Origin of the sequence: Nocardia gamkensis NBRC 108242 (assembly GCF_001612985.1) — a bacterium.
Taxonomy (GTDB): domain Bacteria; phylum Actinomycetota; class Actinomycetes; order Mycobacteriales; family Mycobacteriaceae; genus Nocardia; species Nocardia gamkensis.
Window position 1 is genome coordinate 19,367 of the sequence record NZ_BDBM01000005.1, and the last position, 24,062, is coordinate 43,428.

General features: G+C 69.5%; 22 protein-coding genes. 14 read left to right on the forward strand and 8 right to left on the reverse strand.

From position 1 onward, the window contains the following. Positions 1-50 precede the first annotated feature (50 nt). The 3 genes from mftF to mftA all read right to left on the reverse strand — a co-directional run bounded on the left by mftF (position 51) and on the right by mftA (position 3,339). Positions 51-1,451, reverse strand: coding sequence for a mycofactocin biosynthesis glycosyltransferase MftF (mftF, locus tag NG1_RS04865; RefSeq protein ID WP_062968422.1), 1,401 nt, complete (start codon positions 1,449-1,451; stop codon positions 51-53). A gap of 231 nt (positions 1,452-1,682) precedes the next feature. Further along, positions 1,683-3,224, reverse strand: a complete 1,542-nt coding sequence (mftC, locus tag NG1_RS04870; RefSeq protein WP_084498704.1) for a mycofactocin radical SAM maturase — start codon at positions 3,222-3,224, stop codon at positions 1,683-1,685. A 16-nt stretch (positions 3,225-3,240) separates the two neighbouring features. After that, positions 3,241-3,339 carry a mycofactocin precursor MftA gene (mftA, locus tag NG1_RS36385; protein WP_157107015.1) on the reverse strand — a complete coding sequence of 33 codons (99 nt, stop codon included), beginning with the start codon at positions 3,337-3,339 and terminating at the stop codon, positions 3,241-3,243. A 401-nt stretch (positions 3,340-3,740) separates the two neighbouring features. Here mftA and mftR2 point away from each other — a divergent pair, with 401 nt between their 5' ends. Both mftR2 and NG1_RS04885 read left to right on the forward strand, forming a co-directional pair. Then, positions 3,741-4,379 carry a mycofactocin system transcriptional regulator MftR2 gene (mftR2, locus tag NG1_RS04880; RefSeq protein ID WP_062968426.1) on the forward strand — a complete coding sequence of 213 codons (639 nt, stop codon included), beginning with the start codon at positions 3,741-3,743 and terminating at the stop codon, positions 4,377-4,379. A gap of 61 nt (positions 4,380-4,440) precedes the next feature. Continuing rightward, entirely contained in the window at positions 4,441-5,496 is a 1,056-nt protein-coding gene (locus tag NG1_RS04885) for a ferredoxin--NADP reductase (RefSeq protein ID WP_062968428.1), read from the forward strand. Positions 5,497-5,566: 70 nt separating this feature from the next. Here NG1_RS04885 and NG1_RS04890 read toward each other — a convergent pair whose 3' ends face one another. The 3 genes from NG1_RS04890 to NG1_RS04905 form a co-directional block, all read right to left on the reverse strand. Next, a complete protein-coding gene (locus NG1_RS04890) occupies positions 5,567-6,304 on the reverse strand; it encodes a DNA alkylation repair protein (protein WP_062968430.1) in 738 nt (245 codons plus the stop codon). 441 nt (positions 6,305-6,745) lie between these two features. Next, entirely contained in the window at positions 6,746-7,507 is a 762-nt protein-coding gene (locus NG1_RS04900; protein WP_062968434.1) for a glutamate racemase, read from the reverse strand. A 306-nt stretch (positions 7,508-7,813) separates the two neighbouring features. Further along, positions 7,814-9,010: an NAD(P)/FAD-dependent oxidoreductase gene (locus tag NG1_RS04905; protein WP_084498706.1), complete on the reverse strand. Its 1,197-nt coding sequence runs from the start codon at positions 9,008-9,010 to the stop codon at positions 7,814-7,816. A gap of 217 nt (positions 9,011-9,227) precedes the next feature. On the opposite strand from NG1_RS04905, the gene NG1_RS04910 reads away from it, so the two are divergent. The 6 genes from NG1_RS04910 (at position 9,228) to NG1_RS04935 (ending at position 14,751) form a co-directional block, all read left to right on the forward strand. Beyond that, positions 9,228-9,584 (forward strand): SPW repeat domain-containing protein, encoded by a 357-nt coding sequence (locus NG1_RS04910; protein ID WP_040870186.1) that lies wholly within the window; start codon positions 9,228-9,230, stop codon positions 9,582-9,584. 5 nt (positions 9,585-9,589) lie between these two features. Then, entirely contained in the window at positions 9,590-10,213 is a 624-nt protein-coding gene (locus NG1_RS04915; protein ID WP_062968436.1) for a TetR/AcrR family transcriptional regulator, read from the forward strand. Between the two features lie 87 nt (positions 10,214-10,300). Next, the gene (locus tag NG1_RS04920) at positions 10,301-11,257 is read left to right on the forward strand and encodes a type IV toxin-antitoxin system AbiEi family antitoxin domain-containing protein (RefSeq protein WP_062968438.1); all 957 of its coding nucleotides are present in this window, start codon (positions 10,301-10,303) and stop codon (positions 11,255-11,257) included. A gap of 197 nt (positions 11,258-11,454) precedes the next feature. Further along, on the forward strand, positions 11,455-12,732 hold the full coding sequence (locus NG1_RS04925) for an epoxide hydrolase family protein (RefSeq protein WP_062968440.1): 1,278 nt from the start codon (positions 11,455-11,457) through the stop codon (positions 12,730-12,732). Between the two features lie 192 nt (positions 12,733-12,924). After that, positions 12,925-13,935, forward strand: coding sequence for an adenylate/guanylate cyclase domain-containing protein (locus NG1_RS04930; RefSeq protein ID WP_062968442.1), 1,011 nt, complete (start codon positions 12,925-12,927; stop codon positions 13,933-13,935). Positions 13,936-13,983: 48 nt separating this feature from the next. Continuing rightward, complete coding sequence (locus NG1_RS04935; protein ID WP_062968445.1) at positions 13,984-14,751, forward strand: RluA family pseudouridine synthase; 768 nt, start codon at positions 13,984-13,986, stop codon at positions 14,749-14,751. 324 nt (positions 14,752-15,075) lie between these two features. Here the strand turns inward: NG1_RS04935 and NG1_RS04940 are convergent, their stop codons facing one another. After that, a complete protein-coding gene (locus NG1_RS04940; protein ID WP_062968874.1) occupies positions 15,076-15,678 on the reverse strand; it encodes a TIGR03086 family metal-binding protein in 603 nt (200 codons plus the stop codon). 51 nt (positions 15,679-15,729) lie between these two features. Here NG1_RS04940 and NG1_RS04945 point away from each other — a divergent pair, with 51 nt between their 5' ends. The 3 genes from NG1_RS04945 (at position 15,730) to NG1_RS04955 (ending at position 17,866) form a co-directional block, all read left to right on the forward strand. Further along, entirely contained in the window at positions 15,730-16,167 is a 438-nt protein-coding gene (locus tag NG1_RS04945; protein WP_062968447.1) for a MarR family winged helix-turn-helix transcriptional regulator, read from the forward strand. Between the two features lie 168 nt (positions 16,168-16,335). Beyond that, positions 16,336-17,121: a metallophosphoesterase gene (locus tag NG1_RS04950; RefSeq protein WP_245659795.1), complete on the forward strand. Its 786-nt coding sequence runs from the start codon at positions 16,336-16,338 to the stop codon at positions 17,119-17,121. A 67-nt stretch (positions 17,122-17,188) separates the two neighbouring features. Continuing rightward, positions 17,189-17,866 carry a hypothetical protein gene (locus NG1_RS04955; protein WP_062968449.1) on the forward strand — a complete coding sequence of 226 codons (678 nt, stop codon included), beginning with the start codon at positions 17,189-17,191 and terminating at the stop codon, positions 17,864-17,866. On the opposite strand, the gene NG1_RS04960 is transcribed toward NG1_RS04955, so the two are convergent. Then, complete coding sequence (locus NG1_RS04960) at positions 17,863-18,924, reverse strand: AraC family transcriptional regulator (protein WP_062968451.1); 1,062 nt, start codon at positions 18,922-18,924, stop codon at positions 17,863-17,865. The two genes, NG1_RS04955 and NG1_RS04960, sit on opposite strands and share 4 nt — an antisense overlap. An 85-nt stretch (positions 18,925-19,009) precedes the next feature. Between NG1_RS04960 and NG1_RS04965 the strand changes: the two genes are divergently transcribed. From NG1_RS04965 to NG1_RS04975, 3 genes are all read left to right on the forward strand, one after another. Continuing rightward, positions 19,010-20,476, forward strand: coding sequence for a flavin-containing monooxygenase (locus NG1_RS04965; RefSeq protein WP_062968453.1), 1,467 nt, complete (start codon positions 19,010-19,012; stop codon positions 20,474-20,476). A 75-nt stretch (positions 20,477-20,551) separates the two neighbouring features. Next, the gene (locus NG1_RS04970; RefSeq protein ID WP_063910258.1) at positions 20,552-22,669 is read left to right on the forward strand and encodes an ABC transporter ATP-binding protein; all 2,118 of its coding nucleotides are present in this window, start codon (positions 20,552-20,554) and stop codon (positions 22,667-22,669) included. Next, positions 22,669-23,406, forward strand: a complete 738-nt coding sequence (locus NG1_RS04975) for an energy-coupling factor transporter transmembrane component T family protein (protein ID WP_062968455.1) — start codon at positions 22,669-22,671, stop codon at positions 23,404-23,406. The genes NG1_RS04970 and NG1_RS04975 overlap by 1 nt, the downstream gene beginning before the upstream one ends. Positions 23,407-24,062 lie beyond the last annotated feature (656 nt).

Genomic DNA, 24,062 nt, shown 5'->3' on the forward strand with positions numbered 1-24,062 from the left:
CTCCCGTTCGGTAGCCAAGATCCAGGGTCGTCGCGGGTCGTACGAGTCGATCAGCGCGAGGGCGTGGTGGGTTTCAGCGCTTCCACGCTGCGCGCGCGGAACGCGCCGAGCCACAGGCCGGTGCCGTAGGCGATGTCGTCGAGACGCTTGTAGGCCACGTAGCGCACGGGATCGAGGCCGCCCGCGTCCCGGTGGGTGAACCAGTCGGCCAGGCCGTCGGCGAGGGCCATGGTGATCGCGATGCGCCGGACGCGCCGCGACAGGACCATCGCCACCAGCGTGATCGGCCAGTAGTGCCTGCACATCGCCGACGCCATCCGCCAGAGCCCGGCGAAGAAGCCGCGCGCCAGATAGATCGCGGCGATCCGGGTGGGGTTGTCCAGTTCGGCGAAGACGCGCCGCAATCGGGCCAGCGCGGTGATCAGGGTGCCGATGCCGCCGAGCAGCCCCCACTTGGTCAGCGTGGCGAACAGGAACGCGGCCAGCAACGTCCAGGACGGCACCGACAGCGGTGACACCGTGCCCGCGTGCCGATCGCCCAGCGGTGCGGCGCCGGTGCCGTAGAACAGCTTCCGGCCGAACCAGGCGCGGAAGCGCACCCGGTGGTCGTGCGCCACGTGCGCCGCGGGCTCGTAGCGCAGCCGCCAGCCCGCCCGCTCCAGCCGCCAGCACAGGTCGACGTCCTCGGCGACGTGCATGGACTCGTCGAAACCGCCCTGTTCCAGCAGCGCCCTGCGCCGCGCCAGCAGCGCCGCGCTCGGCACGTAGGACACCAGCCCGCCCGAGTGCACGGCAGCCTCGCGCCTGCCCAGGTCGAGCGAGGAGCGGGTGTGCTCGTAGCGCGCCAGCGCGTTGGACTCCGGGTCCAGCGCGACGATCCGCGGGGCCACCAGCGCCACCCCAGGGTCGCTGAAGTGGCCGAGCATCACCTCCAGCCATCCGCTGCGCGGCACCACGTCGCTGTCCAGGAACGCGACGAAGTCGGTTGTCGCCGCGCGCAAGCCGGCGTTGCGTGCGGCGGCGGGCCCCTGCTTGCGGTCGTGCCGCAGCACGGTCACCCGGCAGCGGGTACCTCGGTTGCGCGGGATCCGGACCGGCTGGTCGGACCCGTCGTCGACCACGACGACGTTGTGCCCGCGCAACGCGGCGAGCAGGCGAGCCAGACCCTCGGCGTTGTTGTGCAGCGGCACGATGACGGTGACGTCCTCCGGCGACGGCAGCAGGCGGGGGCGGGGATTGGCCACTCCGGAGTCGAGCAGCCGTCTGGCAACGACAGCGGACTTCGGGCCGGTCACCTCGAGGTACCCGTCGCCGATCATCTCGGCGGCCTCCGGGGCAAGTCGCAGCAACCTGGCCGGCGAACCGCCGATCAGAACCCGCCCGCCGGAGTATGCGCGTACCCGGGGATCGATCCGCACCCCGAATCCATCGGGCAGGCGATCATGGCGCATTCCTGGCATGCTAGGCGGAGTTTCGCGGCCAGACATCAACAGTCCGGAAAAAACGGCAGATTTCCGGGCGAAACCGGCCCGCCACCGGAAGCGGCCCGCGCGGCACCCGATGCCGAGAGTTCGCCGACAGCCGTTTCCCAGCATCCGGCAACGCGACGGCTATCGCCCGGTCGTGGACCGGACGATAGCCATGGCCGCACTGCTAGCACACTTTTGGCAAACTCCATTGCCTCAGGCCAGCGGACTCTCGTCGCAAGCCCGCGACGGGCGGCGTTCCGGCGCGAAGCCGGCCGGGCGCGTCGCGCTCAACGTCAACGGGACCGGTGTACTCTTGCGCCCGCCCGCGCGGGGGGCGACCCGGCGGGAATGGTCGACCGACGAACGCGGGATCATCCGCGCGGTGTCGGCCAGCGCCGCCTCACCGTAGCCCTGGACGCACTCCGGATCCGGACCGTCGGCGGGCAACCCGGTGAAGAACTTCGCCGCCATGCAGCCGCCCCGGCAGGCGTCGTAGTGGCTGCACGACGCGCACGCGCCGCCTCCGCTGGGCTCGCGCAGCTCCCCGAACAGGTCCGAGGACCGCCACACGGCGCCGAAACCGCCGTCGGCCACGACGTTTCCGGCACGGAATCGATCGTGGATGGCGAACGGGCAGGCATAGACGTCACCGACCGGATCGACCAGGCAGACCACCCGGCCCGCGCCGCACATGTTCAAGCCCGGCAGCGTCTGACCGAACGCCGAGAGGTGGAAGAACGAGTCGCCGGTGAGCACACCCTCCCCGTTGCGCAGCAGCCAGTCGTAGAGCACCCGCTGCTGATCGGGCGTCGGGTGCAGCTCGTCCCATACGTCCGCACCCCGCCCCGACGGCCGCAGCCTGGTCAGTCGCAAGGTGGCGCCGTACCTTTCGGCGATGGCGCGGAACTCGTCGAGCTGTCCGATGTTGTGCCTGGTCGCCACCACCGACAGTTTCGCGTCCCGGAAACCCGCCGCGGCGAGGTTCTCCAGCGCGCGAATGGCCATGGCGTAGGAGCCGGGCCCGCGCACGGCGTCGTTGACCGCGGCGTCGGCGCCGTCCAGCGACACCTGCACGTCGACGTAGTCGCTGGCCGCCAGCCGGGCCGCGACCTCGGGCGTGATCCGCACCCCGTTGGTGGAGAACTTCACGCCCACGTGGTGCGCGGTCGCGTAGTCGACCAGCTCCCAGAAGTCCGGGCGCACCGTGGGCTCGCCGCCGCCGATGTTCACGTAGAACACCTGCATGCGCTCGAACTCGTCGATCAGCGCCTTGCACTGCTCGGTGCTCAGCTCGCGCGGGTCCCGGCGGCCCGAGGAGGACAGGCAGTGCACGCAGGAGAGGTTGCAGGCGTAGGTGAGCTCCCAGGTCAGGCAGATCGGCGCGGCCAAGCCGGACTCGAAGCGATCGACCAGGCGCACCGCCCCGGCCGACGGGACCGTCCCCGCCGCCGGAGCAGCGTTCGTGATCGCCGCCGGCATCGGCGCGCCTTCCGGCGCACCGATGATCATGTCCGAATCGGCGAGCTGGGTCAGCGCGTCGACGTAGACGCCCGCGCCCGCCTCCGGCACGCCTGCGGCGTGCAAGGCGGTGCGGGCCGACGCGTGCTCCGGTAGCGAGCGGACGATCTCGACGATCCGCGGACTCTTCAGGAAGGACAGCTTGCGCGTGCCGAAGTGGTAGAGCAGCGCGCCGAACGGCTCCGGGCGCAGCGCCACACGCGGGTGCAGCTGCCAGCGGGTATCGAGATCGAGCATCGTTGTCCGCCGCCCGTCAGTAGACGCCGCACATGCCGTCGATGGACACCTCTTCGATGAGGCTCTCCTCGACCAGCGGCGCCTCTTCGGCCGACCGCGCGGCGGCCGTCTCCATCCGTCCGGTGTTGTCGGTGTCGGTGTGTCCGTTGGACCCGTATTCCGGCATGGCTACCTCCGCGAGCGCGATCCGAGTGCGAACTGCGTCGGTGCAGTTCGTGCTCACACAATAACGTCATCAACTGACAAAACAACAGGTTTCAGTCACCGAATCCGCGAAGCCCGAGATTCCGGTCGCCGCTCGGCCCGCGCGACCGGCCCGTTCGCCGCCCGCCGAGGGCAGCAGGCGGCGACGGGAGCGATACCCGGCGCTCTAGACTGCGGATGGCAAGCAGCGGAACAGAATGTGACGGGCAACACAAGCCCGCGGCGGTAGAGGTGGCATGGGAGTCGGACGAATGCAGGCGAACGGGGGCGGCGGCACACAGTGGTGTGAGCATCGGGCCTGGAGGCGGAAGCTTGCGTAACCACGGAGGGCCCGCGAGCACCACGAGTCGAACGCTGTCGGAGTCCGAGATCGTCGAGGCCGCGCTGCGGGTGGTGCGCGAGGACGGCGTGGAGAAATTGTCGATGCGGCGACTATCCCGCGAACTCGGCGTCTCCCCGATGGCGCCCTACTACTACGTCGCCGACAAACGCGAGCTGCTGGACCTCGTCGCCAGCGCGGCGCTGACCGGACTGCGCACGCCACCGGCCGAATCCGGGTCGTGGCAGCATCGGCTGCGCGACCTGGTCGACCAGATCGACGAGAAGCTGCGCAAACATCCCGGCCTCGGCGACATCCTCATCGAGCAGATGCTCGGCAAACAGCTGGACCTGATCGCCGCGATCATGGACATCCTGGACGACGCGGGCTTCGGCGACCGCAACATCCTGGCCGCCTACGCGACCATCCACACCTACTTGTTCGGCCGCAGCCGGGTGAACCCGCGCGACCGCTCCGCCCCCGCCGACGTCACACTGCCTCCCGTGGTCGAGCGGGCCACGCGGCACATCGGCGACCTGCGCGGACGCTACTCCTACGACTTCGGCATGGAGGTGCTGATCGCCGGGCTGGAGGCCCAGCTTGTCCGCCAGGCGGCGCCCGACGTACGATGAAACTGAAACACGTTCTAGTTTTTGCGTCGCGGGTAGCCCGTGCCAGGTTCGAGAGGACGACATGACGACTGTCGAGGTTCCACACGGCTCGCGCTCGGTCGTGCTGCGGGTGTCCGCGGTCATCACCGAGACGGCCGACACCCGCTCGCTGGTCTTCGATGTTCCCGACGAGCTGGCCGAGAAGTTCCGCTACCAGCCGGGGCAGTTCCTCACCCTGCGCATCCCCAGCGACCGGACCGGCTCGGTGGCGCGGTGCTACTCGCTGGCCAGTTCCCCGCACACCGACGACCGCCCGAAGGTGACCGTCAAGCGGACCGAGGGCGGCTACGGGTCGAACTGGGTGTGCGACAACGTGAAAGAGGGCGACCGGATCGAGGTGCTGCCGCCCTCGGGCGTCTTCACCCCGAAGGACCTGGACGACGATCTGCTGCTGTTCGGCGCAGGCAGCGGCATCACGCCGGTGATGTCCATCCTGAAGTCGGCACTGGCCCGTGGCACCGGCCGCATCGTGCTGGTCTACGCCAACCGCGACCACGAGTCGGTGATCTTCGCCGGTGAGCTGCGCGATCTGGCGGACAAGCACCCGCAGCGGCTCACCGTGATCCACTGGCTGGAGTATCTCCAGGGCTTGCCGACGGCCGACGCGCTGGCCACCCTGGTCGCCCCCTATCGCGGCTACGACGCGTTCATGTGCGGCCCGAAGCCGTTCATGGACCGGGTACACGACGCGCTCGCGCAACTGGGCGTGCCGCGCGCCCGCACGCACGCCGAGGTGTTCAACTCGCTGGCCGGGGATCCGTTCGCCGACCAGGCGCCGGTCGAGGTCTCCGACGAGGAGGCGGCCGACGCGGCGACGGTCGAGGTCGAGTTGGACGGCGAAGTCCACCAGCTGAAATGGCCGCGCAAGCAGACGCTGGTGGACATCATGCTGGCCAAGGGATTGGACGTGCCCTATTCCTGCCAGGAGGGCGAATGCGGTTCGTGCGCGTGCACGGTGCTGGAGGGCAAGGTCGAAATGGACAACGCCGAAATCCTCGACCCGGAGGATATCGAGAACGGCTACATTCTCGGCTGCCAGGCGCATCCGGTGACCGACCACCTGAAGATCCAGTTCTGAACCATCCGCCATTTCGAACGCAATTTTGCGTTCGCCCGAAATGGCGCCATTAGCCGATCGATTGCGCCGCCTATCGCGCGCGGTATTCGGCGCGCACTTCGGGCGGTAGATGTTCGATCGAATAGCTCAACGCGGTGCGTCCCATGGCCGGGGCGTGCCGGTCGAGGAATCCGGTCAGCAGGCTCCGGTCGACGCGCTTGCCGACTTCGCGCAGCATCCAGCCCACCGCCTTCTGGATCAGATCGCGCCGATCGCCGAGTAGCAGCTCGCTCAGCGCGAAGGTGGTCGAGGCGTCACCCGCCTTGATGAAGGCGAAGGTGGACAGCAGCGCCACCCGCCGCTCCCAGAGCGACTCGGACCGCGCCAGCTGGAACAGCAGGTCACGCGGTTTGTCCAGCAGCCACGGGCCGACGATGTTCTCCGCGGACACGTCCACGAGATCCCAGTTGTTCACCCGGCCACGCCGCACGGCCGCCAGATACAGCTCCACCATGGCGGCGCGCGCGGCGTCGTCGAAGGAGCGCGGCCGGGACGCCGCGGCGAAGCGCGCGTTCAGGATGACCAGCGCGACGAACCGGTCCTCGTGCACGTCGCTGTCGAGCAGCTTGTCGACCTCGTCCAACGGAAGCGCCGCGAAGCGCTTCGCGACACCACGGCTCACCGGGACCCGCACGCCGAGGAACACGTCACCCTCGCCGTACTCACCGGGCCCGGATTTGAAGAACCGCTGCAAGTGCGTCGCGTCGGCCGGATTCGCCAGTTCCCGCAAAGCCGACCGCACGTCCGCCGCGGTCACCGAGTCGCTCATCGAACCACGCTCCTGTTCCGAATGCTCTGTGCGCTCAGCGCGGCCCCGGCCGTCGGCGCGTGCCCGGTCGCCGATACCGCCCATCCGTCGGCGCGGGCCCAGTCGTCGGCGCGGCCCAGTCGTCGGGGCGGCCCCGTCGTCGGCGCGACCCCAGTCGTCGGCGCGGCCCCAGTCGTCGGCGCGACCCCAGTCGCCAATAACGCCCCAATCGCTAACGCCGCCCCGTCCTTCGACGCGGCCCCAGTCGTCGGCGCGACCCCGTCCTTCGACGCGGCCCCAGTCGTAGTCGCCGCCCCAGTCGTCGGCGCGACCCCAGTCGCCAATGACGCCCCAATCGCTAACGCCGCCCCGTCCTTCGACGCGGGCCCAGCCGCCGACGCCGCCCCAGCCGTCAACGCGGCGCCAATCGTCAACGCGGCGAGCGCGATGCCGGACCGCGTTTCATCCCTGCGCGCCCAGCACACGCCCCGACTCGAAGGCGGCCGCGCTGGCAGGCAGCGCCCCGGGGCGTCCACTGTTCAGCACCCGGACCTCGCCGTTGCCGGTGCTCGGGCGGCCCAGCGCCTCGATACGCCGGATCGTCTGCGCCGCAACGGCTTGCGCACTGTCGAACAGACGGACCCCGTTCGGCAGCGCGGCGACGATCGCGTCGGTCACCAGGGGGTAGTGCGTGCAACCGAGCACCACGCCTTCCACGTCCGGCGGAGTCCGCGCGGCGGCGCCCGCGATCGCGTCGTGCGCGGCGGCCAGATCACCGCGGTCGATCGCGTCCGCCAACCCGTGGCATGCCACGCCCACCACGTCGGCCTCCCCGCCGAATTTCGCGATCAGATCGGCCTGATACCGGCTCGCCGTGGTCGCGGCGGTGGCCCAGACCGCCACCGATCGGCACACAGCCGCCGCGGGCTTGATCGCGGGCACGGTGCCGATCACCGGCACGTCGGGCCCGACGTCGGCGCGCACGTGCTCCAGCGCCGTGACGCTGGCGGTGTTGCACGGCAGGACGATCACCTCGGCCCCGGAACGAAGCGAGGTCCGCGCGGCGTTCACCACCCGCTCGACCACCCACTCCTCCGGCTTCGGCCCCCACGGCGCGCCGTCGGGGTCCAGTTGCAGCAGCAGATCCACATCCGGCCGCAATTTGCGCAACCATGCGGAGGTGGGCAGCAACCCCAGACCCGAGTCGATGAGCGCGACGATCACCGCACCACCGTATTACAGCCTCATGACAGCGCCGCATGCCGTTCGCGGCCCGGCGAACGTCCCCGCTACAGCAGCGGCACTACCGCCGACGACGCGGTGCCGCCGGATGCCGCACGGGTTCGCTCGCGCGTGCCCGCCACGCAAAGGCCGCTCCGCAGACCACGATGCCCTATCGGCCGACCACCCCGAACCCGGAAGCGGGCGGCCAGGCTGGTGCGATTCGTCGAAGGTCTGCCGTGGTCGAGTCACGCGCGGCAGCCGCGTTTCGCCGGAGCCCTCCGGCATCACATCGGGCCCGACGCGAGGTCAGCTGGGCGCGAGCAGTTCGGTCACCGGAGCGCCCGCGGCGATCTTGGCGCGCGCCTTCATCACCTGGGCGGTCATGCCGGCGCCGACGACGCCGGTCAGGTTGCCGCCGTGGGAGTAGTAGGCGAGGAACTTGCGGCCGTCGTCGGAGGCGATGTGCACCTCGTCGGTCGCGCCGGGGGTGCCGAGGGCCTGGATCTTGACGTCGTACTGGTCGCTCCAGAAATACGGGACGCGGGCGGCCGTGGGCGGTTGCGCCCCCAGCAACGCGCAAGCGACCAATTTGGCCTGCTCGCCCGCGTTGGTCCAGTGTTCGACGCGTTTGCGGGAGCCGGTGTCGTGCAGCCAGGCCGCCACATCGCCCACCGCCCACACGCCTTCGGCCGAGGTGCGCCCCACCTCGTCGGCGAGCACGCCGCCACCGGCCGACGGCTCCGCCAGCGCGATCCCCGAATCGCTCAGCCACTCGGTCGCCGGCCGCGAGCCGACCCCGATCACGACGAGGTCGGCGGCGATCTCACCACCGTCGGACAACCGGGCGCCGCGCACCCGCCCCGCGTCGTCGCCGAGCAGCGTGTCCACACCGATGCCGCAGCGCAGATCGACCCCTTCGGCGCGGTGCATCCGCGCCACCAGTTCGCCCACTTCGCTGCCCAGCACCGAAGCCAGCGGCGTCGCCTGCGGTTCCACCAGCACGACATCCACCCCTTGGGCCCGGAAACTCGCCGCGAGCTCGCAGCCGATGAATCCGGCGCCGACGACGAGCGCCGTCCGGGCGCCGCTGAGGTCGGCGCGCAGGGCGACGGCGTCGGAATGACCGCGCAGCACGTGCACGCCGGCGAGATCGGGCAGGCCGGGAAGGCGGCGCGGGCGCAGGCCGGTGGCGATGATCAGCTGGTCGTAGTCCAGCGTCGTTCCGTCTGCGAGGCGGACGCGGCGCGCGCCGGTGTCGACGCCGACGGCTTCGGTGCCCGCACGCAGATCGATCTGCTTCTCGGCGAAGAACTCGCTCGGCCGCAATGTGGTGTCGTCGGTCTCGCCGCGCACGAACTGCTTGGACAGCGGCGGCCGGTCGTAGGGCAACCGCGGCTCGTCACCGATGAGCACGAGTTCACCGGCGTAGCCCGCGCGGCGCAGTTCCTCCGCGGTGCGCAGGCCTGCGAGGCCTGCTCCGACGATCACGATCGGCGCGGTCATGCGGCCATCCCTTCTTTGGAACCCGGCAGCCGATCCCACGGAACCGGCGGTGCGACGAAGCCCACCCTAACCTCTGCTTGACGCATTGCCCTGTGACGACCATCACGCATCAATGGTCGGGCAACAGCCGCGCAATCGTGTTCGTTCCGATATTGATCGGGCGGTCAATCAGAGCTATACCGAGGAAAGCACACACTCACAGCCTCAGGAGGTACCCATGTTCACCGAGAGCCGCGCGCAAGATTTCCTGGCTGTCGTGCTCGGAGCCTTCGCCGCGCTGTCCCCCCTCTGGGTGGACACCAACGACAACGCCATGTGGTCGCTGATCGTGCTCGGCGTGCTCATCGCTCTCACCGGTCTGGCACAGATGGCCCGCCCCGACATGGCGGCGGCGGACTACGTGATGGGCCTGTGCGGCGCACTGCTGTTCCTCTCCCCGTGGGTCATGGACTTCACGGAGTACCGCAGCGCATCCTGGACCGCATGGGTAGTCGGCGTGGTGACGGCGGTGGTCGCGGTAGCGGCGCTGCCGACGGTGTCGGGACGTCTGCACGACATGGCTCCGCATCACTGACGCAGATGCCAGGAACCCGGCGGCCCGGGCGTCGCCGCAGCGCGAAAGCCGACGGCGACGCCCGGCAACTCATCCTCGACGCCGCGGAGAAACTCTTCGCGGCCCAGGGATACGACGCCACCGCGACGGCGGCCATCGCCGCCGCGGCGGGCGTCCCCAAAGGACTCGTCTTCTACTACTTCCCGACCAAGGACTCGATCCTGTCCGCCTTGATGTCCGAACGGGTGCCCGCCCAGCCGATCGATGACATCGGCACGGTGGTGGCCCCGGGAGATCCGGCGACCAGCCTGGTCAACCTCGATGCCGCCCTGAACCTGCGCGACCACCACTCGTCGGTGCTGCGGGTGATCCTGTGGCGGGAAGCCGACACCCATCCCGACGTGCGACGGCAACTGCGCCGCTTGCGCGTTCAACTGCTGGAGGTCACCACCAAGGTGCTGCAGGCGAGCGCCCCCGCCCCCGTGCGCCCGGGCACCCTGCGCGCGTGCGCGGCGGCCTGGGTCTCGGCGATGTTCGCCATAGCCAGCACCGACCGGCTGCACGCGCTCGACGGCCTTCCACTGCCCACCGCCGAGGAAGTGCTGAACGTGGCACAGGTGGTCGCGGCCGGGATGACCCAGATGGGGTGACCCCGGAGTTGTCCACAGCCGGTGTGTTATCCACATTCACCGCCGCGGCGGGTACTCCGGGGGCGCCGGACGATCACGATCGTCGGTATGGAAGCACCGCAATTGATCTCACGTCGGCAAGCACTGGCCTCCGGGCTGTCCGACAAGGCGCTGCACCGGCTGTGCAGAACCGGGCAATGGCAGCGCCTGCGCGCCGGGCACTATCTGAACTCGCCGGGCTCCGGTCTGGGCGAGACCGGCAGGCATCTGCTGATGACGCTGGCGACCGCGGAGTCCACGTCCGACTCCGCCATCACGAGCCACTGTTCGGCGGCGGTTCTGCACGGCCTGGCGATCTGGGGGATTTCGCTCGACCGCGTCCACCTGACCAGGAATCGGATCAACGGCGGCCGGCTGAGCAGACGGGTCGTTGTCCATTCGGCGCAGGTCGAACCCGATGAGATCACCCTGGTCGACGACATACGAGTGACCACACCGGCGCGAACGGTCCTCGATATCGCTCGCTCGGAAGGGTTCGAACAGTCGGTCGCGGTCGGGGATTCCGCGCTGCGCCGAGGGCTGACGACCATGACGGAACTGCGCGAACACCTTCGCCGCGCCCGGCACCGGCCCGGCTGCCGCCGAGCCGCCCTCGTCCTCGATTTCCTGGACGGCCGCAGCGAGGACGTCGGCGAATCCCGCAGCCGGATTCTGCTGCACCAGGCCGGTCTCCCCGCTCCGCAGGTGCAGGCCCGGGTCTTCTCCGACGACGAGATCTGCGTCGGCCGCGTGGATTTCCTGTTTCCCGACCTCGGGGTGATCGGCGAGTTCGACGGAACGATCGACCGTCGAGCCGCACCCCGCGGCCCCGTGCCCGCCGCCCAGATCAGCACAGCGGAGCAGGAGCGCGAAGCCCGGCTCCGTGCCCTCGGCTGGGTGGTGGTCCGCTGGCGCTGGGACGACCTTTCGGCTCCCACCCGCCTGGCCGAACGCTTCCGCGCGGCCATCCGCGCAGCCGCCGACAAGCGTCGCACCGGCTACTGGACCCCCACCCCCAAGCCATGAGCAGCCCGCCCACCGGACCGACCGAACGTCCGGAGGCCATCGCCCGGCCGGAGCTCGGGACGCTGCGAGACCGGCGGCGTACCGGCCACGCCAGGGGGCTGCGATGTCTCGGTCTGCGGCGACGATGTGGCGGGGACAGGCCGGGGCCGGATGGCAGTGGCACCGGACGCGGAAAACGCCCGGAGCATACTGGTCCGGTGAGTCACGAGCCTTCCGCGCGTGGAGTCGAGACGCGTCCGTTCCCGCTGCTCCCCACAACCATTCAGGTATCCGACGACGTGCTCGCCGATCTTCGGCAACGGCTGGAACTGACGCGCTGGCCGGTCGACGCGGGCAACGAGGACTGGTCCTACGGTGTGTCGCGAGGCTATCTACGGGAGCTGGTCGAGTATTGGCGCACCGGTTACGACTGGCGTGCCGCCGAGGCCGCGATCAATGCCTATCCGCACTACTTCGTCGAGGTCGACGGGGTACCGGTGCATTTCATGCGGAAGCCGGGCGTGGGGCCCGACCCGACGCCGCTGATCCTCACCCATGGGTGGCCCTGGACCTTCTGGCATTGGGCGAAGGTGGTCGATCCGCTGGCCGACCCCGCGGCATTCGGCGGCGACCCGGCCGACGCCTTCGATGTGATCGTCCCGTCGTTTCCGGGATTCGGCTTCTCCGCACCGCGGCCGCACAACCCGGACATGAACTTCTGGAAGGTCGCCGACCTCTGGCACGTCCTCATGACCGAGACGCTCGGCCATACGAAATACGCCGCGGCGGGCTGCGACGTCGGCGCCCTGGTCACCGGGCAGCTCGGGCACAAGTACGCCGACGAGCTGTACGGCATCCACATCGGGTCCGGCCAGAAGCTCACCTTGTTCGACGGCGACCGGGGCTGGGACATCAGTGGCGGCAGACCCATCCCGGAGGGCATACCCGCGGCCGTGCACGACCGGATCATCGAACTGGAACGACGTTTCGCCGTCCATCTGGCCGCACATGTGCTCGAACCGAGCACCCTCGCCTACGGGTTGTCCGACTCACCCGCCGGGCTGCTCGCCTGGATCCTGCAACGCTGGGTGAGCTGGAGCGACAACGGCGGCGACATCGAGTCCGTCTTCGACAAGGACGACCTGCTCACCCACGCGATGATCTTCTGGGTCACCAATTCGATCGGCACGTCGATCCGCACCTACGCCAACAACAATCGCTATCCGTGGACGCCGTCGCACGACCGGCAGCCCCCGATCGAGGCCCCCACCGGCATCACCTTCGTCGGCTACGAGAACCCGCCCGGCGTCACCACCGACCGTCGTGTGCAGGCCTTCGTCGACAGCGACCGGGGCGATTGGTACAACCACGTCAACCTCACCGTTCACGATCGAGGTGGTCACTTCATCCCGTGGGAGATACCGGACCGATGGGTCGAGGATCTGCGCCGCACCTTCCGTGGGCGCACACCCTCCACCTCCGGAATCAGGCGCTGATCGAAGCCGTTCGCAACCCGACGCGCCCGGGCATGCGCGCACACGCGGACCGACCGCACCGCTGTTGGGCGGCAGTTCCGCGTGTCACCGAGATGTGCCTTCCGGCAGCACGGGACCGAAGACGGCGCGGTGAGTATGTGAACTCCCCCAAGGAAAGCCGGCTCACCGGATTCGCCCCGTAAGGTACCGATCATGGTGCCCACCGAGAGGTCCGAGTTGGTGCGATCGGTCGTCGAGTCCTACCTGCTCGACGGAGCGCGCCGGTACAACCGCACCGAGGTCGCCGAGCAGTCGGGGACGACGACGGCGCTCACCAAGCGATTGTGGATCGCGCTCGGTTTTCCGTCGAGCATCGGCGACGAAGCGGTCGACTACGCCGACGCCGACGTCGCGGCGGTGCGCGACTTCGAGCAGCTGAACGTGTTGTCCTCGGCCGACACCAAGCAACAGTCGGCGACCGTGCGCACGCTCGGCCAGGGCATGGCACGCCTGGCGGAATGGCAGGTCGACCTGGTGCTGGCGGAGATCGAGGAGCGGATCGCCCGAGCCGAGCCCGATACCGACCCCGAGCAGGCGGTGCGCACCGCCACCGAGGGCGCCATCGCCACGCTGGAGCAGTTGAACATCTACGCATGGCGGCGCCATCTCGCCGCGGCGCTGTCGCGCTCGCTCGACCCGGGTACCAGCGCCGGTGAGACGGTGCGGGAACTGGCCGTCGGTTTCGCCGACATGGTCGGCTACACCAGACTGACCAGGCATCTGCATCCCGACGAGCTGTCCATGCTGCTGGAGGCGTTCGAATCGACCACCACCGCCGCCATCACCGAGAACGGCGGATGGGTGATCAAGAACGTGGGCGACGAAGTCATGTTCGCCACGGAAACCGCCACCGAGGCCGCCCGCATCGCCCTGGCGATCCAGGAGTCCACCATGATGGTCGGCGGCACCCCGGACCTGCGGGTCGCTGTCGCCTACGGCCCGGTCCTGCAACGTTTCGGGGACCTTTACGGCTCGGTCGTGAACATCGCCTCCAGGCTCACCGGCGTCGCCCGGCCGGGCACCGTCCTGATCGACGACCACGCCGCCGCCGCGCTGGAGGGCGACCCGGCATTCGCCATCAGGCACCTGCGCAGCGTCCGGGTGCGGGGCTTCAACCGGCTGCGCCCGCACCTGCTGCGCCGCAACGGCAAGAACGGCAGGTAGCCGAGACCGCGTGCCGCCCACCGCGGGCGGCCGCCCTAGGCTCGTCCGGTGGACAAGGACTGGTCACAGCTGCGCGCCCGTTGTCTCGTCGAGGAGGACGCGGCGATCCTGGCCCTGCACAAACCTGCCGGGATCTCCGTCACCGGCGAGCGCCACGACACCGACCTCGTCGAACTGGCCGCCGAAGCGGGGGAAACGCTGTATCCGGTGCACCGGATCGACAAGGTGACCTCCGGCCTGATCTTGTTCGCGAAGGAACTGCGCGCGCACGGCGAGCTGACCAGGCAGTTCAACAAGCAGACCGCCGAGAAGACGTACCTGGCCGTCGTGGCCGCCACCGGCCTGCCCGATACCGGCGTATTCGATCTGCCGCTCGGTGTGGGCCGCAAGAACCGGGTGCGGATCGCGGCGCCCCGCGAAAACATCCGCCACGAGGCGGGCCGCTGGTTCGTCGACGACGCCGACCTGCTGCCCGCCAAGAACTACCCCTCGCTCACCCGGTTCGCGACGGTGCTGCGCGGCCCGGCGCACACCGTTCTCGCGCTGCGCCCGGTCACCGGCCGCCGCCACCAGATCCGCGTCCACCTGGCCTGGACCGGACACCCGATAGTCGGCGACCCGTTGTTCGACCGCTCCGGCGCCCATGCCCGGACCTACCTGCACTCTTGGCATCTCGGCCTCGCCGCCTCGTGGCGCACCCCGCCGGAACTGACGTTGACCGCCGAGCCGGACCCCGATTTCTGGCGCCCGCTGGGCGAACCCGCCGAACCGGCCGCCCTCGAACGCGCTGCCCACTCGCTACGAACGCTCGGCTAGCGCCACTTTTCCCTCCGTACCGGTCGCGACCTCCTCGCCTGAGCGTCGACCGCCGCCGACCGCTTCCTCGTTCTGGCCTTCTTCGTGCCAGGTCTCCGGCTGGTATGGCCGCGACCTGGCCGGCGGCTCCCCCAGGGAGGGGTGGTTCGGGCAAACCAACCGTCCCGCCGCTCACCCCAGAGCGATGAACGTCGGCTGGCGATTCGTCCACAGTCATCCCCAGGCAACGCCCGGATGCACACGGCCGGTAAGGGCAGCCGCGCGGAGGTCCACGTCAGTAGGTCGGTTCGGCGCGCGGCCGCGAGTGGAATCCGCGTCAGCGGGTCAGTTCGGCCAGTTCGGGGAGCGGCCGAGGAGCAGGAGGATCTGGTCGAGGGTCGGGGTTTCCTCCGGAACGGACAGTGCCGGGGCGAAGGCTGCGCCGGGGGCGGTGCGTTCGGGACCGTCGGGGACGGCGAGGGCGATGCGCAGCGCCGCTTCGGCCACGTCGGGGTCGAGGGTGATGGTGTCGCCGATCGAGCGCGCGACGTCCCAGGCGTGGACGACGCTGTCCACGAGGTGGAAGCCGATCACGAGGTGGGCCGGGATGCCGCGATCGGGCAGGACTTCCGGCAGCAGCAGTTCGCGCTCGAAGACGTCCTCGACGGCGAAGCCCGCGAGCACGTCGTCGGCCGAGGCGCGATAGTCGGCGACCGGATCGTCGGACGCGCGAACGGCCCAGACATCGGGATCGCCGCTGCCCCGCGCGGCGGCGGCGAAGCCGTGATTCTGCGCGATCATGTGTTCCAGCAGGTCACGAAGGCGCCAATCGGCGCAGGGTGTTGCGGAATCCAGTTGATCGGGACGCACGCGGGCCACGGCCTCCACGCTCGCTCGAACCGACCGAGCGTGCTGGTCGCGCAATTCTTTCAAGGAATCAGTAAGCATGCGCATATCGTATGCTTAAGCTTACGATTTTCCAAGCAGTATCGTCGGTCCATGTCCAACGCTCGTCCCGATCTGGCCGCGATGATCGTGCCGCTCGTGCGGGCGCTCATCGCCGCGGAAACGCCCATCCTGGAGCGCCACGAACTATCCATGTGGGGCTACTCCGTCCTACTCGGCCTGGATGCGGAACCGGTCTACACCCAGGCGGCGCTGGCCAAGGCGATCGGCGCGGACAAGACCCGCATCATCGGCGTGCTGGACGAGTTGCAGCGCCGGGGCCTGATCACGCGCGAACCGGACCCGTCCGACCGGAGGGTCAACCTGGTGTCGCTGACCGATGAGGGCCGCGCCCTCCGCGACCGCGTCCAGCGCGACATCCAAACCGGCGAGGACAAACTGCTCGAGCAACTCCCCGCCCAGGACCGCCGAGTGTTCGTGCGCTCCCTGCGCACCCTCTCCGCCGCGGTATCCGAGCAGTCCAAATCCTGACCGCGAACCTCACGCATTGTGTCCTGGGACACATATCTCCGAGCAGCATTCGCATGGTGGCGAGCGTCATGACGACTCGTAATGCGCAGGTCAACTAGCCTGATGACGTGCGGCAGCCGCAGCGCGCGCACACTCTGACGCAATGCAGCGAACCCCTAGCGAAAGCGAATGCCGATGATCCTGGTGGCTCAGGTCAGCGACACCCATTTCGATCTCGGCCCCCGCAACACCCAGCGTGTCCAGCGGGTGATGGAGTTCTTCGCCGGGTTGCGCCACAAGCCCGACGCCATCCTCGTGACCGGCGACATCACCGATTCCGGCAAAGCCGAGCAGTACGCGGAGGCCAAGCTCGCGTTCGAGACCGAGATCCCGGTGTACGCCATCCCCGGCAACCACGACGACCGCGCGGGCTTCCGTACCGCCCTACTCGGCGAGCCCGCCTCCGACGCCCCCATCAACCGCTCGCACCGAATCGGTGATCTCACCCTCGCGCTCTTGGATTCGAGCATTCCCGGGGAGCCCGGCGGACGACTCGCCGAGGAGACCTACCGTTGGCTGGGCGGCGTACTCGACGCCGCGCCCCCGGCCAAACCGATCCTGCTCGCCCTGCACCACCCGCCCGCACACCTGTACAGCCCGATCGTCGACGGGATCTCCCTCGCCGATCCCCAGCGGCTCGCCGACCTGGTGGCCGGTGACGACCGGATCGTCGCCGTACTCACCGGGCACGCGCATTCCGCCGCGACGACCACGTTCGGCGGACGCCCGCTGCTGGTCGGCCCGAGCACCGCGTCGGTGCTCAGCGGCGAGTGGGAACTCGACCTGCCCGACCACGTCATGGACTACGCGCCGGACCCGACGATCTCGCTGCACGTCATCGGCGACGATCACCGGCTCACCACCCATTTCCGGACCGTTCCGATGGGCGGCCGGATCGGCGTGCAACCGGCTTGAGCGCGGTTTACCCGGCACCAGCCGGGGCAATCGGGAGGCACGAGACGCCTACCCGGGAGGATGCACCATGGTCGACCTGCCAGCCGCAGTGGTGAAGAGCGCGTTCGCGACCGGAGCGCGGATCCGGCATGCGCGGGTGTTCCACCCGAACGGGTTGCACCTGGCCGGTCGTCTGCACGCCGAACCCGAGTTCGAGCCGCTGTTCGGCAGCGGCGAACGCGCGGTGATCGCGCGGCTGTCCAAGGGCGTCGGACTACCGAACGGCCTGCCCGACGTGCTCGGCCTGGCGTTCCGAGTACTCGATCGGGACGACGAGCCCTGGGACTTCGCGCTGGCCACCACCGGGCAGGGAGCGCTGGGCCGGCTGGTGATCACCCCCGCGCGCGGCTGGGCCAGCGCGCGCTACGGCTGCCTGATGCCCTACCGGATCAGCAACTCCGCGCCGACCTGGTTCTTCGCCGAGCCGGACGGTGTGCAGCCCGCTTCGGCGTCGCTGGAGGCGATGCAAGCCCATCTGAACGAGGATCTGGTGAGCTTCACCCTCAGCGCGGGCCGTCTCGGCGGACCCACCTGGCGGGTCGCCGAAATCACGCTGCGGCCCGCCGAATCCGCCGAGCACCGCACGGATTACTTCGATCCGATGCTCAATCACCCGGCCGAGGTGGAGTTGTTCCCCAAAGCCATCGGCAAGATCCGCGAACTGGCCTACACGGGCAGCCGCAGCGGCCGCGGCGAAGGGGCTTAGCGCCGGACGACGCGTTCGCGGCGATAGGCGGCCGGGGTGTTACCGGTCCACCGCTTGAAGGCGAAGATGAACGTCGAGGCTTCGGCGTAACCGAGACGGATCGCGACATCGCTCACCGACAGCGGTGTGGCGGTGAGCATTTCCTCGGCCAGAGCACGCCGCACCTCGTCCAGCAACGCGCGATAGCTGGTGCCCGCCGCGTCGAGATGCCTGCGCAGCGTGCGCGTGCTCATGTTGAGATCGTTCGCCACGGCGTCGATGCCGGGCGGCGCGGCGAACCCGTCCGCGCCGCCGCGCGGGACCAAGCGCTCGCGCACCTCGGCCGCGATGCCGGTGCGGGCCCTGCGGCGGTGCACCAACTCCCGGCACTGCGCCAGGCACATCGCCCAAGTGTGCTCGTTGGCCTGCGGCAACGGCTGCTCCAGCAGCATGGGTTCGATGGCGAACAGGTTGCGCGGCATGTCGAACCGCGGGGCCACCAGGGTGACGTCCGCGATCCGATCGGCGTAGTCCGGTGCGGGAAAACGGAATTCGGCCCTGGTCAGCGGCAGGCGCGTGCCGAGCAGATCGCTCATCACCTGATGCATCGCGGTGACGTCGCGTTCGACGAGGAACTGGCGCACATCCGTCGGCACCGACTCGTCGTGCACCACCGCGACGAACTCGTTCTCGCCCCACTCGGCCACCGGTAGGCAGAAGGTGAAACTGAGGTCCAGGTAGCGCAGCGCGAAGCTGATCGCCTCCCCCAACGTCGGGCTGCTGACGCAGGCGAAGCCGAAGATGCCGAAGGTGGTGATCCGGTAGCGGCGGCCCACCTCGACGCCCAGCGCGGGACGGCCGGCGAGTTCGCGAACGAGGTTGCGGATGACCGCCAGTTCGGTGTGCGCATCGATCTGCGCGTCCGGATCGCGCAGTTGCTGCTCGGTCAGTGCGGTGCCGTGCAGCATGCGCGCCGCGGGCACGCCGTGTTCGGCCGCGTAGCCGACCATCAGCGCCACGCTGGCCACGCCGCGCGGAAAGTTCCAATCGCGGATATCCGGATCCTGCACCCGCTCCACGCGGACATTATGGCCGAATTTCTCTATGCGACGGCACGGCGGCTCCTACAGTGGAGACACCTACGGTCGGAGTGAGGAGTGTCACATGACAAGGCGCGGTCGGCCGTCGATCCTCATCATCGGCGCGGGCTTCGGCGGCATCGGCATGGCGATCGAGTTGCGCCGCAACGGCTTCGACGACATCACCGTGCTGGAACGGGCCGCCGACCTCGGCGGGGTGTGGCGGGAGAACACCTACCCCGGTGCGGCCTGCGACGTCCCCTCACCGCTGTACTCGTATTCGTTCGAACCCAAGCCGGACTGGCCGCAGCGGTACTCGGGGCGTGCCGCCATCCACGCCTACCTGCGCGGCGTCGCCGAGCGACACGGCGTGCTGTCGGCGATCCGCTTCGGCGCGAGTGTCACCGACGCCGAATTCGACGACGCCACCGGCCGGTGGACCGTCCGCACCGCCGACGGGGACAGCCGCGTCGTGGACGTGCTGATCTCGGCGGTGGGCCAGCTGTCGCGTCCGTCGCTGCCCGCCATTCCCGGCATCGACACCTTCGCGGGCCCGTCGTTCCATTCGGCCGAGTGGGACCATGAGGTCGACCTCCGCAGCAAACGCGTCGCCTGCGTCGGCACCGGAGCGAGCGCTGTCCAGTACATCCCCGAGATCCAGCCCGAGGTCGCCCATCTCACGCTTTTCCAGCGCACACCGGCCTGGGTGATCCCCAAGTTCGACACCGACTACTCGCCGATCCAGCACAACCTGTTCGCGCGGATGCCCGGCGCGCTGCTGGCCGAACGATTCGGGTGGTGGACGATCGCGGAGTTCGTCTCGCTCGGACTGGTCGAGGTCCCCGCCATCGCCCGGTGGGTGGCCCGCATCGCCTCCCGGCACCTGGCCGAGCAGGTCGAGGATCCACAGCTGCGCGCGAAACTCACCCCGGACTACCCGATCGGATGCAAACGCGCGCTGTTCTCCAACGACTACTACCCCGCGCTCACCCAGCCGAACGTGCGGGTGGAGACCACCGCGATCAACGAGATCACTCCGCGGGGCGTACGCACCGCCGACGGTGCGACGCACGAGGTGGACGTGATCATCTACGGCACCGGCTTCAAGGGCACGGAGTTCCTGTGGCCGATGGAGGTCTACGGTCGCGGGGGCCGCAGGCTGGCCGACGCCTGGGCCGAGGGCGCTCATGCGTACTACGGCATCGCGGTGCCCGACTTCCCGAACCTCTTCCTCGTCTACGGGCCGAACACCAACCTCGGTGTCGGCTCGATCATCTACATGATCGAGTCGCAGACCCGCTACATCCGTCAGGCGGTGCGGTGGCTCGCCGACCACCCCGGCCACTGTGTCGACGTCCGGGCGGACCTGGAGGAGGACTACAACGCCGCGCTCCAGCAACGCCTGGCCCGCACCCCGTGGAACTTCTGCGCGAGCTGGTACCGCAATTCCGCGGGCCGCATCACCAACAACTGGCCAGGCTCGCAGACCAGCTACCGCCGCCGCACCCGGCGCTTCGATCCCCGCCACTACACCCTCGACCCGGTCTCGTGACGAATCGCACGGCTGCCGGCCCCGCTCGGATTCGACTCGACCCGGCACCGCCCGCCGGGCTGGCAGACTTGTGCTGTGAATGAACTGGCCCGTCCGGGCGCATCGGAGCAGCGCGGGCCGCTGCGTCCGATCGAGCTGGCCACCGGCGCCGTGCTCGGTGGAGCCACCGTCGGGCTGGTGACCATCGGATCGGTGATCCCGTTCGCCGGCGCGCTGCAGTTGGTCGCGGCGGTCCCGATCGGGCTGATCGCGCATCGCTTCCGGCCGCGCGCCCTGATCACCGCGACCATCGCCGCCACGCTGGTCACCTTCGTGGCGGCCGGTATGGCGTCGGCGACGGTGCTGGTCGCCTCGGCCACCATGGGCGGCATCATCGGCACCGTGAAGCGGCGCGGCGGCGGGCTCGTCGCGGTGCTGGGCCTCTCGCTGCTCACCGGGCTGGTGTGGGCCGCGCTCGCCGTCGGTTCGCTGCTCGTGCTGTCGAGCGCGCGCGAGCTGGTCTTCGACAACATCCGCAACGGCGCGCGCGGCCTGCAGGATCTCGCCGCCCAGGTGGGCGTGACCCCGCTCGGGCGGGTCGTGGCGGATCTGGCCGACGCCGTGCTGCGCTCGTGGTGGGTGTGGCTGGGCGGCGGCGTCGCGCTCGGCATGATGGCCACCGGGGTGTGCTCCTGGTATGTCCTTGGCTCGGTGCTGGACCGGCTCGACTGGCTGCCCGGGCGGGACCGGCTCGACGCACCGCTCGACGACCGGCCCGTCGCGCCGCTGCCGGTCACGCTGCAACACGCCGGGTTCCGCTACCCCGGCGCCGGTCGCGACGCGCTCAGCGACGTCGACCTCACCGTCGCGGTCGGGGAATTCGTCGCCGTGGTGGGGCACAACGGCTCGGGCAAGTCCACGCTGACCCGGTTGCTGGCCGGTCTGCCGCCCACCTCGGGGTCGGTGCGGCGGCCCGGCTCGGCCGGACTGGGGCGGCTGGGCGGCACGGCGCTGGTGTTGCAGCGACCGGAGAGCCAGACCCTCGGCGTGCTCGTCGCCGACGACGTGGTGTGGGGATTGTCCGCGGACCTGGCCGCCGAGGTGGACGTGGAAGGACTGCTGAGCGAGGTCGGTCTGGCCGGGATGGGCGGCAAGGAGACCGCGACGCTCTCCGGCGGTCAGCAGCAGCGGCTGGCGGTCGCGGCGGCACTGGCCCGGCGGCCCGCCCTGCTGATCGCCGACGAGGCGACCTCCATGATCGATCCGGACGGACGCGGGGAACTGGTGGAACTGCTCGCGGGCCTGCCGAAACGCCACCCGATGGCGGTGGTCCTGGTGACCCACCACGAAGCCGATGCCGCGGCGGCGGACCGGGTCGTACACCTGTCCGGTGGACGGACGGTCGCGCACCTGCCCGCCTGGCCCCGTCCGGCACGCGCCGCGCGCCGCAGGCCGATGGGTGAACCGGTCCTCGAACTGCGCGATGTCCGGCACACCTACAACCGCGCGACGCCGTGGGAGGCGCCCGCGCTGCACGGCGTCGATCTGTCCGTCCGACAGGGCGAAGCGCTGCTCGTCGTCGGCGGGAACGGCTCCGGCAAGTCCACCCTGGCCTGGATCATGGCCGGTCTGATCGAACCGAGTTCCGGCCGGTGCGAACTGCGCGGAAAGCCGGTCGGCAAACAGATCGGCGGGGTCGGGCTCGCGTTCCAGCATTCCCGCCTGCAATTGCAGAAGCAGACCGTCGGCGCGGAGATCGCGGACTGGGGCGGACGCGCCACCGGCTCCGGCGCGGTCGGGCGCGCGCTGGACGCGGTCGGGCTGGACCGGTCGCTGGCCGCACGCTCGATCGAGGAACTCAGCGGCGGACAGGCCAAACGGGTGGTGCTCGCCGCGATCGTGGCCAGCCACCCCCAAGTGGTCGTGCTCGACGAACCGCTGGCCGGACTCGACCCCGAGGGCCGAGCCGACATCGTGGAACTGCTGGCCCGGCTCCGGGATGCCGGTTTGACGCTGATCGTCATCTCACACGACGTGGCCGACATGGCGGCGGTGTGCGACCGCACGGTGCACCTGCGATCGGGACGCATCCTGAGCGCGGAATCCGCGTGGGCGGTCACACCGGTGCCGAGCGAGGCGGCCGCGCGAGCCGACTCCGGAGCGCTGCACGCGCCCGGTGAATCGGCCTGGCGGTTCGAGCACGGAGGTCGATGATGAGCACCGTTCTGCTGCGTCAAGTGCCGGTCGCCAGTCCGGTGCACCGGCTGTGGGCGGGAACCAAGATCATCGGCGTTTTCCTGATCAGCCTGGTGCTGATGTTCCTGCCGTCCTGGCCGGTGCTCGCCGTGATGACGGGGTTCCTGGTGATCGTGGGCGTCGTCGCCCGGCTGCCGCTCGGCACGCTGCCGCGCCCGCCCTGGTGGTTCTGGGCGCTGTTCATCGTCGGCGGCCTGCTCACCGTCCCGGTCGGCAGTGCGGCGGTGCTGCGCTACGCGCAGATCGCGATCTTCACCCTGATCTTGGTGACCGCTTCGTTCCTGATCGCGTGGACCACACCGATGGGTGACGTCGCGCCCGCCCTCGCCAAACTGGGCGCGCCGTTGCGCAGGCTCAGGATGCCGGTGGACGAATGGGCTGTCGTCGTCGCGCTCACCCTCCGCGGTCTGCCGTTGCTCATGGAGGAGATCCGGGTGCTGCGCGCCGCCCGTCGCCTCCGCCCCAAGGACCGTGTGCTCGCCCGCGCGGTCGACAACCCGCTCATCGACATCCTCACCGCGGCCATGGCGGTGGCCACCCGCCGGGCCGGTGAACTGGGTGAGGCGATCACCGCACGCGGTGGCACCGGGCAACTCACCGCCCATCCGAACGCTCCCGGCCTGCGCGACGCTCTCGCTCTCGTGCTCGTCTTCGGTGTCTGCCTCGGCTCCGTCGCACTGCACTTGCTGCTCTGATACGCGCGAGAGAAGTGACGGGAAGGGGTGAAGAACCGGCTCTCGGTCGGTCGCGGCCCCTAATGGTTCACGGGGCGGAATTCCGGCCCCGGATTCGCTGAATATTTGCAGACCGCCTGGTATCACTCGAGATAAGACCCGATCGATGCCACGGAAAGCACTGTCGGCAGTTCACGTACCGCGCTTCGGCGGGAACGGTAGCCGTCGCCCCAGCCCGTGAGACCCGGCCGCCTGCGCACGCCACGACTCGGCCGCCCGGATCACGGCCACGCCGCGCCCCTCCCCTCGCACGCGTCCCGAGCCTGGCGAAAGACACTGCCGTGCTGGAGATTACACCTGACACACAACCGCGTACGCATGCTCCGGATGCAATGCTTCGATTCGAAGATCGCGCCCACCGCCCGAATGAAGCCCGACCGGACCCATTCGAACGCCGTATTACTCGATCAATAAATAGCGGAAAGCTATAACACTGCTGCTGGACAAAGACGAAAGATTACCCTCTGAATTCGTGTCCCAAACCCCTTCGGCCACAGTACAGTTATCACTCGGAAGTAACTGTCTTTTGGATCACATCACGGATGTACACGCCGATGGGGGAAGGAAATTCGGCGTGCGCAGCGTTCTCTATTGCTCGAAGCCTGATGAAGATTGGA